This is a genomic window from Pedobacter ginsengisoli (genome assembly GCF_002736205.1).
Classification (GTDB): domain Bacteria; phylum Bacteroidota; class Bacteroidia; order Sphingobacteriales; family Sphingobacteriaceae; genus Pedobacter; species Pedobacter ginsengisoli_A.
Genome location: NZ_CP024091.1, coordinates 5,113,152 through 5,127,282 on the forward strand (window position 1 = coordinate 5,113,152; position 14,131 = coordinate 5,127,282).

Annotated in this window: 13 protein-coding genes; 7 read left to right on the forward strand and 6 right to left on the reverse strand. The window is 36.5% G+C overall.

Translation table 11 applies throughout. The annotated features are described in order from the left end of the window. Window positions 1-93 precede the first annotated feature (93 nt). From CPT03_RS21595 to fabG, 5 genes are all read left to right on the forward strand, one after another. Entirely contained in the window at window positions 94-2,472 is a 2,379-nt protein-coding gene (locus tag CPT03_RS21595) for a ribonucleoside-diphosphate reductase subunit alpha (RefSeq protein WP_099441217.1), read from the forward strand. 296 nt (window positions 2,473-2,768) lie between these two features. Beyond that, window positions 2,769-2,972, forward strand: coding sequence for a cysteine-rich CWC family protein (locus CPT03_RS21600; protein WP_099440761.1), 204 nt, complete (start codon window positions 2,769-2,771; stop codon window positions 2,970-2,972). 75 nt (window positions 2,973-3,047) lie between these two features. Beyond that, window positions 3,048-3,923, forward strand: coding sequence for a carbon-nitrogen hydrolase (locus tag CPT03_RS21605; RefSeq protein ID WP_099440762.1), 876 nt, complete (start codon window positions 3,048-3,050; stop codon window positions 3,921-3,923). A 10-nt stretch (window positions 3,924-3,933) separates the two neighbouring features. Next, entirely contained in the window at window positions 3,934-4,998 is a 1,065-nt protein-coding gene (locus tag CPT03_RS21610; protein ID WP_099440763.1) for an agmatine/peptidylarginine deiminase, read from the forward strand. A gap of 53 nt (window positions 4,999-5,051) precedes the next feature. Then, window positions 5,052-5,795, forward strand: a complete 744-nt coding sequence (gene fabG, locus CPT03_RS21615) for a 3-oxoacyl-[acyl-carrier-protein] reductase (protein WP_099441218.1) — start codon at window positions 5,052-5,054, stop codon at window positions 5,793-5,795. A 75-nt stretch (window positions 5,796-5,870) separates the two neighbouring features. Here the strand turns inward: fabG and CPT03_RS21620 are convergent, their stop codons facing one another. After that, a complete protein-coding gene (locus CPT03_RS21620) occupies window positions 5,871-6,581 on the reverse strand; it encodes a murein L,D-transpeptidase family protein (RefSeq protein WP_099440764.1) in 711 nt (236 codons plus the stop codon). An 83-nt stretch (window positions 6,582-6,664) separates the two neighbouring features. Between CPT03_RS21620 and CPT03_RS21625 the strand changes: the two genes are divergently transcribed. Together CPT03_RS21625 and CPT03_RS21630 are read left to right on the forward strand one after the other, a co-directional pair. Next, window positions 6,665-8,749, forward strand: coding sequence for a hypothetical protein (locus CPT03_RS21625; RefSeq protein WP_099440765.1), 2,085 nt, complete (start codon window positions 6,665-6,667; stop codon window positions 8,747-8,749). 10 nt (window positions 8,750-8,759) lie between these two features. Then, the gene (locus CPT03_RS21630) at window positions 8,760-9,371 is read left to right on the forward strand and encodes a trimeric intracellular cation channel family protein (protein WP_099440766.1); all 612 of its coding nucleotides are present in this window, start codon (window positions 8,760-8,762) and stop codon (window positions 9,369-9,371) included. Here the strand turns inward: CPT03_RS21630 and CPT03_RS21635 are convergent. The 5 genes from CPT03_RS21635 to CPT03_RS21655 form a co-directional block, all read right to left on the reverse strand. Next, on the reverse strand, window positions 9,368-9,667 hold the full coding sequence (locus tag CPT03_RS21635; protein ID WP_099440767.1) for an FtsB family cell division protein: 300 nt from the start codon (window positions 9,665-9,667) through the stop codon (window positions 9,368-9,370). The two genes, CPT03_RS21630 and CPT03_RS21635, sit on opposite strands and share 4 nt — an antisense overlap. Before the next feature lie 192 nt (window positions 9,668-9,859). Then, window positions 9,860-11,155: a phosphopyruvate hydratase gene (eno, locus tag CPT03_RS21640; RefSeq protein WP_099440768.1), complete on the reverse strand. Its 1,296-nt coding sequence runs from the start codon at window positions 11,153-11,155 to the stop codon at window positions 9,860-9,862. 174 nt (window positions 11,156-11,329) lie between these two features. Further along, a complete protein-coding gene (gene aqpZ, locus CPT03_RS21645) occupies window positions 11,330-12,022 on the reverse strand; it encodes an aquaporin Z (protein WP_099440769.1) in 693 nt (230 codons plus the stop codon). Between the two features lie 146 nt (window positions 12,023-12,168). Next, window positions 12,169-13,260: an ABC transporter permease gene (locus tag CPT03_RS21650; RefSeq protein WP_099440770.1), complete on the reverse strand. Its 1,092-nt coding sequence runs from the start codon at window positions 13,258-13,260 to the stop codon at window positions 12,169-12,171. Between the two features lie 9 nt (window positions 13,261-13,269). Next, window positions 13,270-14,040: an ABC transporter ATP-binding protein gene (locus CPT03_RS21655; protein ID WP_099440771.1), complete on the reverse strand. Its 771-nt coding sequence runs from the start codon at window positions 14,038-14,040 to the stop codon at window positions 13,270-13,272. Between the last annotated feature and the right edge of the window lie 91 nt (window positions 14,041-14,131).

The following is a 14,131-nucleotide window of genomic DNA, read 5'->3' on the forward strand; positions in this document are numbered from 1 at the left end:
TAGGCGATAGGGAATATAAATAAATAATTAATCGGTGCCTATGCTGAGATTGCTCATCACAAGCTCAATATGCACCATAAATACCTGAAAAATATGTTTGTAATAAAAAGAGATGGCCGCAAGGAAGCGGTAAGGTTTGACAAGATAACTGCCCGTATTGAAAAGTTATGCTATGGTTTTAATGCTGAACTTGTAGATCCGATAGATGTAGCCAAAAAGGTGATTGAAGGTTTATACGATGGGGTTACAACTTCTGAATTGGATAACCTTGCAGCTGAAACCGCAGCCTCTTTAACAACCAAACATCCGGATTATGCTTTATTGGCTTCACGTATTGCTGTATCCAACCTTCATAAGAATACAACTAAATCTTTCTCTAAAACGATGGAGATGTTGTATAACTATATTGACAATAAAACAGGTAAATCGGCTTCTCTTATTGCCGATGATGTTTGGGAGGTGATTAAAGAAAATGCCGATACACTAGATAGCACAATTATATACGACAGAGATTTTGGTTTTGATTATTTTGGGTTCAAAACGCTTGAAAAATCTTACCTGTTAAAGGTTGATGGACAGATAGTTGAACGTCCTCAGCATTTATTTATGCGCGTGTCTGTTGGTATACATAAAGGTGATATTGAAAGTGCTATAGCTACATATAACCTGATGAGCGAGCGTTGGTTTACCCACGCCACTCCAACTTTATTTAATGCAGCAACACCTAAACCTCAAATGTCGTCATGCTTCTTGTTAACTATGCAGGATGATAGCATTGAAGGCATTTATGATACATTGAAACAAACTGCCAAGATATCACAAAGTGCTGGTGGTATTGGTTTAAGCATTCACAACATTCGCGCAACCGGTTCTTACATTGGTGGTACTAACGGAACAAGTAATGGTATTGTACCAATGCTAAAGGTGTTTAATGACACCGCACGTTATGTAGATCAGGGTGGAGGTAAGCGTAAAGGTGCCTTTGCAATTTATTTAGAGCCTTGGCATGCTGATGTATTAAGTTTCTTAGACTTACGTAAAAACCATGGTAAAGAAGAATTGCGTGCACGTGATTTGTTCTATGCACTGTGGGTTTGTGATTTGTTTATGAGACGTGTGGAAGAGAATGGAGACTGGAGCTTATTCTGTCCGCATGAAGCGCCAGGTTTAGCTGATTGTTTTGGCGAAGAGTTCGATGCTTTATATGAGCGTTATGAAAAAGAAGGTAGAGCACGTAAAACTATTAAAGCTCAGGAATTATGGTTTGCAATCCTTGATTCTCAAATTGAAACAGGAACTCCTTACTTGTTGTATAAAGATGCTGCAAACAGTAAGTCTAATCAGCAAAATTTGGGTACAATTAAAAGTTCTAACCTTTGTACCGAAATTATAGAGTATACATCTAAAGATGAGGTTGCAGTTTGTAATCTTGCATCTTTGGCCTTACCAAGATTTGTAATTAACGGTGAATTTGATCATCAAAAATTATATGATGTTACTTATCAGGCTACTTTAAATCTGAATAAGATCATCGATTATAACTATTATCCGGTAGAAGAAGCCAGAAATTCTAATATGCGCCACAGACCGGTAGGTTTAGGTGTACAAGGTTTAGCCGATGCATTTATTTTAATGCGTTTACCTTTTGAAAGTGAAGGTGCACGCGAATTGAACAAAGAAATCTTTGAAACAATTTATTTCGCTGCAATGACTGCTTCTCATGATCTTGCAGTTAAAAACGGACCTTATGAAACATTTAAAGGTTCTCCTTTATCTGAAGGTAAATTCCAGTTCGATCTTTGGAACGTGAAACCAGATAGCGGCAGATGGGATTGGGAAAGCCTACGTGAAAAAGTAGTTAAAGATGGTGTTTACAACTCATTACTTGTTGCTCCGATGCCTACTGCTTCTACATCTCAGATTTTGGGTAACAATGAGTGCTTTGAGCCGTATACTTCTAATATTTATACCAGAAGGGTATTAAGTGGAGAGTTTATTGTTGTTAACAAACACTTATTAAAGGACCTTGTAGCTTTAGGTTTATGGACTCCGGCTATGAAAGACAGAATTATTTTAGCTAATGGTTCTATTCAGGACATTGCTGAGATTCCTGATTACATTAAAGAATTGTACAAAACCGTTTGGGAAATAAAAATGCGTAGTATTATTGATATGGCTGCCGACAGAGGTGCTTACATCTGCCAGTCTCAATCTTTAAACTTATTCATTAATGCGCCAAATACTTCTAAATTGACTTCAATGCATTTCTATGCTTGGAAAAAAGGATTGAAAACGGGTATGTATTATCTGCGTACTCAAGCTGCTTCTCAAGCTGTTAAATTTACAGTAGAGAACCAGGCTGGTAAAAATATGGAGCCGGTAATTCCTGAGCATATTGAACAAAGTGCTGAAGAAATTGTTGAAGGACCGGTTTGCTCTATGGAAGAAGGCTGCATCAGCTGTTCAGGTTAATAACTATTTAATAATTAATATATTTAAAGAGCAGGTACCAAATACCTGCTCTTTTTTTGTGCTTCCTCATCCTGAACTTAAATAACCATAAAGGAATCTAGTTGGAGATGCAAACAGGTAAGACTCACCTCAGGCTCAAGTCAGACTCTCCTTAGACTTGGTTAGACTATTGTCTAACAAAATTCTTTTTTCATTCTTAATATAATCTGCAACGAGGTTTATGTTTAATATGCTATTTGTCATTTTTTATAAGCAGTCAGGTATCATTAGTTCATGATCTTGTATCTTTGTGGTTAATGGCTAAACACGAAATCATACCCTGCGAGCGTTGTGGTACACCAATAGAGTGTAAAGCTAACTCTTACACTAAATGCCAATGTAGTGTTGTGCAGTTAAACTTAAATGAGGTTCAGTATATTAGCGAATTACATGATGGTTGTTTGTGTGCTAAATGCCTGTTTGAGCTTCAACAGGAGTACAGGGATGCTGTAGCTTCTTAAGTATTAGCCTGGTTCAATCCTCCTATCTTTTATTTTTTTTGGCTAACTTTGCGCTAAATTATTTGTTAATAAAGAATGGCAAAAGTACAAGTTGGATTGGTGCAGATGAGCTGTACCAGTAATAAACAAGAAAATTTAGATAAAGCAATTTTAAAAATCAGAGAAGCCGCTGCAAAAGGAGCACAAATTGTGTGTTTGCAAGAGCTTTTTACTTCTCTATATTTTTGTGATGTTGAAGATTATGACAACTTCAATTTAGCTGAAGCTATTCCCGGCCCTTCTACCGATGCTTTACAGGTTATTGCTAAAGAGTTGGGTGTAGTTATTATTGCTTCTTTATTTGAGAAGCGTACAGCAGGCTTGTATCATAATACTACAGCTGTTTTAGATGCTGATGGAGCTTATCTTGGTAAATATCGTAAAATGCATATCCCTGATGATCCTGCTTTTTATGAGAAGTTTTACTTCACACCAGGTGATTTAGGATATAAGGTATTCCAGACAAAATTTGCAAAAATCGGCATACTGATCTGCTGGGATCAGTGGTACCCTGAAGCATCCCGTATCACAGCTTTAATGGGTGCTGAGATTATGTTTTATCCAACAGCTATAGGCTGGGCTACAGATCAGGATGAAGAAACAAATAAAGATCAGTATAATGCATGGCAAACCATTCAACGTTCTCATGCTGTTGCTAATGGAGTGCCAGTGGTGAGTGTAAACCGTGTTGGACTTGAGCAAAATGGAGCTATGAAATTCTGGGGCGGAAGTTTTGCAACAAATGCTCAGGGCAGATTACTTTATTTAGGTTCACATGAAAATGAAGAAACTAAAGTAGTAGAATTGGATTTATCTGAGTCGGATTTTTTCCGTAAACACTGGCCTTTCCTAAGAGATCGTAGAATAGACTCTTATCAGCCAATTACTAAAAGATTTATTGACGAAGATTAAGAATTAGAGAATGTCATCTTTTAACGAAGTAATATTTAACAGCAGCCCAAAAAAACTAGGCTTTAGCTTTCCTGCTGAATGGGAAAAACATGATGCGACATGGCTAAGCTGGCCACATAAGGAAGAATCCTGGCCGGGTAAGATTGAAACTATATATGAGCCTTATTGCCAGTTTATTAAAATTGTAGCAACCGGCGAAAAGGTTAGAATTAACGTTAACAATGAAGAAACTAAAACTTTTGCCATTTCTGAATTGGAAAAAGTGGGAGCTGATTTAAGCCAGATTGAATTTTATTTTAATCCGAGTAATGATGCCTGGTGCAGAGATCATGGTCCGGCTTTTTTATTAAATAAGGCAAACAGAAAAAAAGCAATAGTAGACTGGGGATATAATGCATGGGGAGGTAAATACCCTCCTTATGAGCTTGATGATGTAATTCCAACCAAAATAGCTGAGCATTTTAATTTATCCGTTTATCATCCTGATATAGTAATGGAGGGTGGATCTGTTGAGTTTAATGGCGCAGGGACGATACTTACCACTACAGCATGTTTGCTGAATGAAAACAGAAACCCTCATTTAAATAAGGAACAGATTGAAGAGTATTTAAAGGAATTTTATGGTGCTGAACAGGTGTTGTGGTTAGGCGATGGGATAGTTGGGGATGATACTGACGGCCATATTGATGACATTACGAGGTTTGTGAACGAGGATACAGTTTTAACGGTTGTTGAGAGTAATCCTCTGGATGAAAATTATTTGCTGTTACAGGAGAATTTGGAGACATTAAAAACTTTGCGGCTATTAAATGGAAAACCTTTGAATATTGTAAAATTGCCGATGCCTTCTCCGGTAATCCATGAGGATACAAGGCTGCCTGCTTCATATGCTAATTTTTATATTGCAAATGCTGCGGTAATTGTACCTACTTTTAGAGACGTGAATGATGAAAAAGCTCTTGAAATTATTCAAGGGGTTTTCCCGGATAGAAAAGTTGTAGGAATAGATTCTACAGATATTATTTGGGGGTTAGGAAGTTTTCATTGTCTTAGCCAACAGGAACCATCAATCTAATCACTTTTTATAATTGATATAATTAATTGAATATAACCAAACAAGAAATACAGATGAAGTTATTAGAAGGAAAAACAGCACTTGTTACAGGTGCATCTAAAGGAATTGGCCGCAAAATAGCGGAAAAATTTGCTGAACATGGAGCTAATGTAGCTTTTACCTATTTGTCATCAGTAGAAAAAGGTGAGGCTTTAGAACAAGAGTTAGAAAGTTTTGGTACAAAAGTAAAAGGATATCGCTCAGACGCCTCTAAATTTGATGAAGCTGAAAAACTAATCAATGATATAGTAGCTGATTTTGGTGCATTAGATATTGTTGTAAATAATGCAGGTATAACGAAAGATGGTTTATTGATGCGAATGAGTGAGGAGAACTGGGATGAAGTAATTAATGTAAACTTGAAATCGGTATTTAATGTATCTAAAGCTGCTTCTAAAGTGATGATGAAAGCGCGCAAAGGATCTATCATTAACATGAGCTCTGTTGTAGGAGTTCAAGGGAACGCCGGACAAGCAAATTACGCTGCATCTAAAGCAGGTATAATTGGATTCTCTAAATCTTTGGCTAAAGAATTGGGATCACGTAATATCCGTACCAATGTTATAGCTCCTGGATTTATCCGCACTGAAATGACGGATGTATTAGATCCAAAAGTGGTACAAGGTTGGGAAGAAGGTATTCCTTTGAAAAGAGCAGGCGAGACGGATGATGTAGCGAATGCATGTGTATTCCTGGCATCTGATATGAGCTCATACGTTACAGGTCAGGTATTGTCTGTTTGCGGCGGAATGTTGTAAGGATATTATAAATACTTAAAAATGGTGTCTGAATTAATCCCGACACCATTTTTTATTTAAACTGACAGGAATTGTTCAGTACTGTATTTTTGGTACTTGCTTATGTTTTTCAAAGTAGTTATATTCCAACTGAAGATTTGTCCAAAAAGAACGGTGTTGAGGGAACTGGGTTAAATATCTCTCAAGATTAATATCAGTTATTTTAAAAGGAAAAATGTGAACAGGAATCTGATCTTGCCCTTCATTTCGTGCCTCAACGGCTAAAACATAAAGCTCCTTCATCTTGTCGTCTGTTATTGGGATGCAGCCAACGGTTTCACATTTCCCATGAATGTATATATCGTTTCCTGGTTTTTGATTCGCACTTCTTAACAGGTCAATTTTGTTAGGATAGTTTATTCCTAAAGAAAGATGAAAGTTGCTTAGAGGATTAAATACGGTGATATAATAAAATCCTTCAGGAGTTTGCTTATCACCCTCTTTTGATTTGGGTCCCAGAATACCTGAATGCTTGCAAAAAGGAAATACTTTGAATAACCTATATTGCTTTTGGGCGCTACCTCTTAACCATATTTCTAATCTCCCTTCGGCTTTGTAGGCTGCTATGTATAGGCTAAACCGCTTACCTATCTCATCTTTTTTAAGGTCATTTTGGAGCTTATTCCATTTCTCTTCATAAGCTTGTTTAACACGTTCAAATGTCAATTGCTGCTTTTTGAAATCAGATTGGGCTAGTGTTGGTGCATACATCATTAGGAGTAAAATAATGTGAAAATAGTTTTTCATTATAAGGCGTTGGTTTTACTATGAACAAACTTATATAAAATTGTGCGAGCATTTTAAAATTTAGCATCTTTACCCAAATACGTATGAACGATTCTTTTAGCTTATACACTTTATTGGCATTATTAGGCTGCTTGCTAACAGGTATTCTTTTTGCTTGGTTATTGTACCGTAAAACGGAGCATTTAGCTAAGCGGCTGCGTTATGGGTTGTTTGTGATACGGACAACTGTAGTAAGCGTTATAGCAGCATTGCTGTTTCTTCCTTTAATTAGAAGTGTGTCATACAATCTCGAAAAACCTGTAATTATTATCGGTCAGGATAATTCTCTATCTGTTGGAACGATTGAACCTAATGGCTTTAAGAAAGACCAGTATGAGAGAGATATGAAAAATTTGGCTAACAAACTGTCTGAAAAGTATGAAGTAAAGATTTATAATTTTAGTGATAGTATAAAATCTGGCTATGATTTCAAGAATAATGGTCAGGTTAGTAACGCTTCAATGTTCATTAATCAGTTAAATGATGAATTGTTAAACCGAAATGTGGGAGCGATAATTTTATCCTCAGATGGTATTTTTAATCGCGGAGGGAGTCCACTTTATGACTTGAATAAACTTAAGGCTCCTGTTTATACTGTTGCATTGGGAGATACAATTCCGAAAAATGATTTGATGATTTCAAATGTAAATCACAATAGTCTGGTTTATCTTGATAATGAATTTACTGTTGAAGTCCAAGTGCAGGCCTTTGAGAGTAAAGGTGAAGTATCCAAAATTTTGGTTACTGAAGCGGGCAAAAAGATTTTTGAGGATCAGATTCAGATTAATTCAAGTGCATTTGTAAAGAACATTCCAATTAAGCTAAAAGCTTCTAGATTGGGCCTTCAGAAATATACCATTCAGCTTACTCCATTAAAAGAGGAGATATCGGAACGTAACAACACGCAAAGCATTTTTATTGAGGTAATTGATGCGAAGCAAAAAATATTGCTTGCTTCAGCTGGTCCACATCCAGACATTGCAGCTTTAAAACAGGCCATAACAGTAAATAAGCATTATGAATTGAAGATTGCTTTGCGAGACGATTTGAATGTTATTAATCCGAAAGACTATAGCTTAATTATTTTGTATCAGCTTCCAGATCTTCAAAACGATGGTGAGGGATTTATTAATAAAGTTCAGCAAAGTAGTGTGCCAGTATGGTACATACTGGGGGCTCAAAGTAATTTATATGCCTTTAATAAAATGCAGGGTGCGGTAAATTTTAATGGAAACAACAATACCTTGCAGGAAGCTTTTTCTATGGTCAATACTGGTTTTACAGCTTTTGAAATGAGCGCGTCAATTGACAAGGAAATTGAAGGATTTGACCCTCTTCAGTCACCTTTTGGAGAAGTGAAGATAAACGGTACAGCATTAGTTGCATTAAAACAACGGATTGGAAAGATTAAAACTGAATCTCCGCAGTTATTTTTTATGAGCGGAGAGGGAAAAAGAGCAGGTTATTTAATAGGAGAAGGTATATGGCGCTGGAGGTTAGCAGAAGCTCAGAATGAGCAGAAATTAAATACTTTTAATACTTTAATTTCAAATGCTGTCCAATATATCTCTGCTAAAGACGATAAGCGTAAGTTTAAAGTTTACATGGCCAAAAATACTTTTGATGAAAATGAAAATGTGCCAATAAATGCAGTTCTTTATAATGATAGCTATGTTGCGGTAAATACTCCCGATGTAAGTATTCAATTAAAAAATGAAGAAGGAAAGGTTTATAATTTTCTATTTTCCAGAACTGAAACAGCGTATCAACTAGATGCAGGAATGCTGCCCGCAGGAAATTATACTTATACTGCAACTACAACTCTAGGGAGTAAAAAATATAGTGCACAAGGAATATTTTATGTAAATACACTCGTTGCCGAATATCAGCAAACAATTGCCAACCATCAGTTGCTTAATACCATGGCCTTGCAAACCGGAGGTAAGATGTATATGCCGCAGAATTTATCATTTATTTTGAATGATATTGAAAAAAACGAACATGTAAAAACTTTAAGTTACGAAGATCGTAAATATGAAGAATTAATTAACTTTAAGTGGGTGTTTGCATTAATAATTACCATGCTTACACTAGAGTGGTTTTTAAGAAAAAGAAACGGAGAAATTTAAGCAAAGAAGTATGCAAGTAAGTACTATGGATGCCATTGAGATCTTAGGAACCATTTCCTTTGCGATATCTGGTTCTTTTGCTGCCATGCAAAGAAGATTGGACCCTTTCGGAGTACTCATTATTGCTTTTGTAACATCTATTGGCGGAGGAACCGTTCGCGATCTCTTGCTGGGCGATACCCCTGTTGCATGGATGAGGGACGTAAATTATTGCCTGTTAATTTTACTGACATCTATTGCCACCATTTTTTTTAAAACCCATATAAAGAAATTTAAAGTAACTCTTTTTTTATTTGACTCATTAGGTCTGGGTTTGTTTACAATGCTTGGTATTCAGAAAGGAATAGTTTTTGGTTTAAGCCCTGGCATTTGCATTGCCCTTGGAACCATTACAGGATGTTTTGGAGGTATTATAAGAGATACACTACTAAATACTATTCCCGTAATATTCAGAAAAGAAGTCTATGCCACAGTATGTATTATGGGAGGGATATTATATTTCTCTCTTTTATATTTTAACTTGAAAGAGGATCTGGCAAAGGTTGCTGTTATTGGGTTTATTTTTACTGTAAGAGTAGTTGTAGTAAGGTATAAAGTAACGTTACCTAGGTTTGGTTATTAGTCTTTCGGGGCTTCTTTGATGATAACAAAGACATCTTCATTGTCCTTTTTCATAAAATATTTTTCACGTGCAAACTTTTCCGCAGTGTTTAGGTCGGTATTTAACTCGTTAAGATCTTTCTTTACCTTAGCAATTTCCTTTACATAAAAGTCTTTTTCTTCCTGAAGCTTGTTCACCTGCGATCTGTATTCATACTGAGCTATTACATCATTTTTATCGAAAAATAACATCCATACCACAAATGCAGCTACGCTTAGAAAATATTTGTTTCGTAAAAGTTCAAGCAAACGAATCATATGCACAAATATATAAAATTAACACCCGAAGATCTAAAACCTTTGATCTTTATCAAAATCAGTATTATTCACTTATCAACATTTTGCAACTTTATCAAAGCAAATTATATGTTTCAAAAATGCCCCGATACCAAAAGTACAGGGGCATTTTGTTTTTGAATATATATCCAAAAAAATATTAAGGATAGGAATTTATTTCTTTAAGAATTTGAAATCCTTACCAATAAAACGTGCTGCAGAACCTAATTCTTCTTCAATACGTAATAATTGATTGTATTTTGCAATCCTGTCTGAACGTGAAGCTGAACCAGTTTTAATCTGACCACAGTTTAACGCTACAGCAAGATCCGCAATAGTAGTATCTTCAGTTTCACCACTTCTATGGCTCATTACCGAGGTATAGCCATTAGTTTGCGCTAATGAAACAGCATTGATTGTTTCAGTTAATGAACCAATTTGATTTACTTTAACTAAAATGGAGTTCGCGGTGTTTTTGTCTATTCCAGATTGTAAACGAGTTACATTTGTAACAAACAAATCGTCACCTACAAGTTGAACTCGGTCGCCAATTTTATCAGTTAGCATTTTCCAGCCATCCCAGTCATTTTCATCCATTCCATCTTCAATAGAGATAATAGGATATTTTTCGGTTAAAGATGCAAGATAATCAGCTTGTTCAGCACTTGTGCGGATAGCTCCTTTATCACCTTCAAATTTGGTGTAGTCGTATTTTCCGTCTTTATAGAATTCAGAAGCTGCACAGTCAAAAGCTAAAAAGATTTGTTCACCTGCTTTATAGCCTGCTTTTTCGATAGCTTGGATAATAGTTTCAACAGCATCTTCAGTACCTCCAAAAGTAGGTGCAAATCCACCTTCATCACCAACAGCTGTTGAAAGACCTCTGTCGTGCAAAATGGCTTTTAGGTTATGAAATACTTCTGTTCCCCATCTTAAAGCTTCAGAGAATGAAGATGCACCAACAGGCATGATCATAAACTCCTGAAATGCGATAGGAGCATCTGAGTGAGAACCACCATTTACAATATTCATCATCGGGATAGGTAGAATGTTAGCATTAACACCTCCTATATAACGGTATAATGGCTGACGGCTTTCTTGAGCTGCAGCTTTAGCAACTGCTAAAGAAACACCTAGAATAGCGTTAGCACCAAGATTTCCCTTATTTTCTGTTCCGTCAAGCTTAATCATTAAGCTATCGATAGCATTTTGTTCAAATACATCAACACCCTTTAATTCATCAGCGATTTTATCATTCACATTGGCAACAGCTTTTAAAACGCCTTTCCCTAAGTAAACTTTTTTATCACCATCTCTTAACTCCACAGCTTCATGCATACCAGTAGAAGCTCCTGATGGTACTGCTGCACGACCAAGGATACCATTTTCTGTAATTACATCTACTTCGATCGTAGGATTGCCGCGAGAGTCAAGGATTTGTCGCGCGCGAACATCAATTATTAAACTCATTTTTATTGGTTTTTATTTGTAAATAACCCTTAGTGTAAAATTTACAATTACTAAGGCGATATCCAAAGTTAAAAATTAAACGCAAAAAAGTCGTAATTAATTTAATTACGACTTTTTCATTGGTAAATATTTAATGTTTTTATTGATACTATGTTGTTTTGTAGATAGTTAAGTTTAAGTGTTTTCGGGCTTAGCAGCAAAAATTGCTTTGTAAACTATTCCAGCTATAATGGCGCCAATTATAGGTGCAACCCAAAATAACCAAAGCTGGCTTAATGCTTCGCCACCAACAAAAAGTGCCTGACTTGTACTTCTTGCAGGATTTACAGAAGTATTAGTTACAGGTATACTGATTAGGTGTATTAGCGTAAGGCCAAGTCCTATTGCTAATCCGGCAAATCCTTTAGGAGCTCTCTCATCCGTCGCACCCAAAATAATGATTAAAAAAATGAAGGTCATTACTATTTCGGTAACTAATGCTGCTGTCATGCTATATTTTCCTGGTGATAGATCTCCATATCCATTTGCTGCAAATCCACCAATTGGACTGCCATTTCCAGTAGCTATAACATACAATACACCCGCAGCTGCGATGCCACCAAGAACTTGTGAAATAATATAAGGGATTAAGTCCTTTACATCAAAGCGTCCTCCAATCCATAAACCAACTGAAACTGCCGGATTTAGGTGGGCTCCGGAGATATGGCCAAGGGCGTAAGCAATGGTTACTACGGTTAAACCAAAAGCGAGTGCTACACCTGCAAAGCCGATGCCAGCGCCAGGATAATTACAGGCTAAAACGGCACTGCCGCAACCGCCAAGGACCAGCCAAAATGTCCCAATAAATTCTGCTGCTAATTTTTTCATAGGAGTTTAATTTAGTCTAGTGGTAATGAATTTTTGATTCTATCACTACCTGGTTGTTAAATTAATTGAAGAATATTTGTTTTTATATAGAAATTTAAAGACAAATATTCAATTTTCCTAGAAAAAAATGCGCTGGTATGAGCAGGCTATTCCCATTTAAACACCTTAACAGCAACAGCATACACGCCAACTCCCCAGATTATCATAATAAGAATCTGATGTTTCACATCCCATAAGCCAGCTCCTTCAAAAGCTACCTTTCTCATCGCATCATTCAGGTAAGTTAAGGGTAATGCCCTGCTTATTGGCTGGAGCCACGAAGGAAATGCATCTATAGAAAAGAAAGTTCCCGATAGTAAAAATTGGGGCAACGTAATGATGTTTGAAATTGGGGGAATGGTACTTTCACTTTTTGCTATTCCCGATACCACAAATCCAAAACCCATAAATACAATGAGTCCTATGATTGCAAGTAAAAGCATATTTAGCACTGTAATGATGCCATGTATTAAGGTGAAGTGGAAAAAGAAATGTCCAATAAGTATAATAAATACTGCCCCGCAAAGTGCAAAGCCTATTCTTGCAATTCCTTCTCCAAATACAATACTTGCCCGGCTAACGGGAGTGGCAAAAAAACGTTTTATAACTAAGGTTTGTCTTAAGCTGAAAAACACAAATGCTGTTCCAAATACCCCTGTGCTTAACAAAGAGAAGCCAAGTTGCCCTGGTAAAATAAAATCAATAGTACGGTAGATGCGGCCTTGAACAGTGCTTTCGTTTAATTGTGCAATGGTAGGGGTGATATCTTTTGAATTTAAAGTATACATTAGGTTGTTCAATACTGATTTAAGTATCGTTCCCTTATCTATTGAAGCAGAAGTATACTGAACATTGGCAAGGTAGGCAGGCTTGCCCAGGCTATTTTTTTGAACATTAATAACGGCGTCTATATTTCCTTTCTCGAGTCCTGTTTTTATTTCCGCCTTGTCCTTGTCTTTTATGATATGAACAACGCCGATTTGTTCAAGTGCATTTATTATAGGGTTTTGCAAATCTGATTCTGGAGCAATTGCTAGGTCAACCTTTACGCCACCTTTACCCAAAAAGCCGAAAACAAGAATAAAGATCAATGGAAAAGCAAGTGTAAAAACAACTGCCGAAGGGCTGCGCATAATCGAGCGGAAACTTGCTTTTGCAAGAGCCAGCGTAGCTTTAGTATTATTATATGGTTTGCTCATGTTCTTTTATTAATTATCCTCACGCCATTCTTTGCCTGTCAGGTTTATAAAAACATCTTCCAGATTAGCTTTTTTAACTTCTTTACTACGTTCAAAACCACTATTGATAAGGTTGTCTATCAGATTGTCAGGAGTATCCAGAGCAATGATCTCACCCCGTTCAACAAAAGCAACACGATCACATAGCTGCTCAGCTTCGTCCATATAGTGTGTGGTGATTACTACTGTTGTGCCATTATTTCTTATGTCAATAATTAAATCCCATAAATTGCGGCGGGCCTGAGGATCTAATCCGGTCGTGGGTTCATCAAGGAAAATGATTTTAGGAGAGTTAATAAGAGTTGTAGCTATAGAAAAACGTTGTTTTTGTCCACCAGAAAGCGCCTTGTACTTAGCTTTTGCCTTATCTTGAAGATTTACTTTTTCGAGCATCTCCATAGGTTTAACATCAACCCCGTATAGGCCAGCAAACAGTTCCATTAACTCAACCAGATTTAGGTTTGGATAATATCCTGCTGCTTGTAATTGTACACCTATAATCCTTTTAATTTTGTTGGCGTCTTTGTCTACAGAATAACCGTCAACAATAATTTCTCCTGAAGTTTTTTCACGGAGCGTTTCAATAATTTCAAGTGTGGTGGTTTTTCCTGCACCATTTGGCCCTAAAAGTCCAAATATCTCATTTTCATAAACTTCAAAGCTGATACCTTGCACAGCAGTAAAGTCGTCATACTTTTTTACCAGTTCTTTTACACTGATAATGGCATTTGTTTTATCCATGTTATAAATGTAAGAAGGTTTAGACGAATAGAAAATGCTATTCTGCTAAACCTTCTAAAATGTCGGTAAAATGATATTTTAAGCCGATGAA

What these genes read in the sequence shown, in the direction of transcription:
- CPT03_RS21625 (WP_099440765.1), top strand. Translation starts at nt 6,665, where the DNA reads ATGAACGATTCTTTTAGCTTATACACTTTATTGGCATTATTAGGCTGC.
- eno (WP_099440768.1), bottom strand. Translation starts at nt 11,155, where the DNA reads ATGAGTTTAATAATTGATGTTCGCGCGCGACAAATCCTTGACTCTCGC.
- fabG (WP_099441218.1), top strand. Translation starts at nt 5,052, where the DNA reads ATGAAGTTATTAGAAGGAAAAACAGCACTTGTTACAGGTGCATCTAAA.
- CPT03_RS21595 (WP_099441217.1), top strand. Translation starts at nt 94, where the DNA reads ATGTTTGTAATAAAAAGAGATGGCCGCAAGGAAGCGGTAAGGTTTGAC.
- CPT03_RS21635 (WP_099440767.1), bottom strand. Translation starts at nt 9,667, where the DNA reads ATGATTCGTTTGCTTGAACTTTTACGAAACAAATATTTTCTAAGCGTA.
- CPT03_RS21650 (WP_099440770.1), bottom strand. Translation starts at nt 13,260, where the DNA reads ATGAGCAAACCATATAATAATACTAAAGCTACGCTGGCTCTTGCAAAA.
- CPT03_RS21605 (WP_099440762.1), top strand. Translation starts at nt 3,048, where the DNA reads ATGGCAAAAGTACAAGTTGGATTGGTGCAGATGAGCTGTACCAGTAAT.
- aqpZ (WP_099440769.1), bottom strand. Translation starts at nt 12,022, where the DNA reads ATGAAAAAATTAGCAGCAGAATTTATTGGGACATTTTGGCTGGTCCTT.
- CPT03_RS21600 (WP_099440761.1), top strand. Translation starts at nt 2,769, where the DNA reads ATGGCTAAACACGAAATCATACCCTGCGAGCGTTGTGGTACACCAATA.
- CPT03_RS21620 (WP_099440764.1), bottom strand. Translation starts at nt 6,581, where the DNA reads ATGAAAAACTATTTTCACATTATTTTACTCCTAATGATGTATGCACCA.
- CPT03_RS21630 (WP_099440766.1), top strand. Translation starts at nt 8,760, where the DNA reads ATGCAAGTAAGTACTATGGATGCCATTGAGATCTTAGGAACCATTTCC.
- CPT03_RS21610 (WP_099440763.1), top strand. Translation starts at nt 3,934, where the DNA reads ATGTCATCTTTTAACGAAGTAATATTTAACAGCAGCCCAAAAAAACTA.
- CPT03_RS21655 (WP_099440771.1), bottom strand. Translation starts at nt 14,040, where the DNA reads ATGGATAAAACAAATGCCATTATCAGTGTAAAAGAACTGGTAAAAAAG.